Raw genomic sequence first — 292 nt, forward strand, 5'->3', positions numbered from 1 at the left:
CCCCGGCAGCGATGGGGCCGCTCGAGATCCCGGCGTCGAAGGCGAAGTTCAGGAGCCCGTAGGCACGGCCGCGCTCCGCGGGGGCAGCCGCGATCGCGACGATTCCCGCGGTTGCCGGGAAGATGAGGCCGTAGCCGAGGCCGTAGAGGACCATGCCGACCGTGTCGCTCTCGATGGCGCCGCTGAAGGCGAGGACGGCGGTGGATCCGAGGAGCGCTCCGGTACCGGCCAGGGTGTAGCGAAGCGGGCCGTGGCGGTCCACGCCGCGGGCGAGCGGCGTGAGCATGACCAC

Annotated in this window: 1 protein-coding gene; it reads right to left on the reverse strand. The window is 72.9% G+C overall.

The features are described from left to right. Positions 1 to 292 (reverse strand): MFS transporter (locus MD536_RS21055; protein WP_239603767.1); only part of this gene is annotated, 292 nt, incomplete at both ends.

The organism is Flavihumibacter cheonanensis, from assembly GCF_022352215.1.
Taxonomy (GTDB): domain Bacteria; phylum Bacteroidota; class Bacteroidia; order Chitinophagales; family Chitinophagaceae; genus Flavihumibacter; species Flavihumibacter cheonanensis.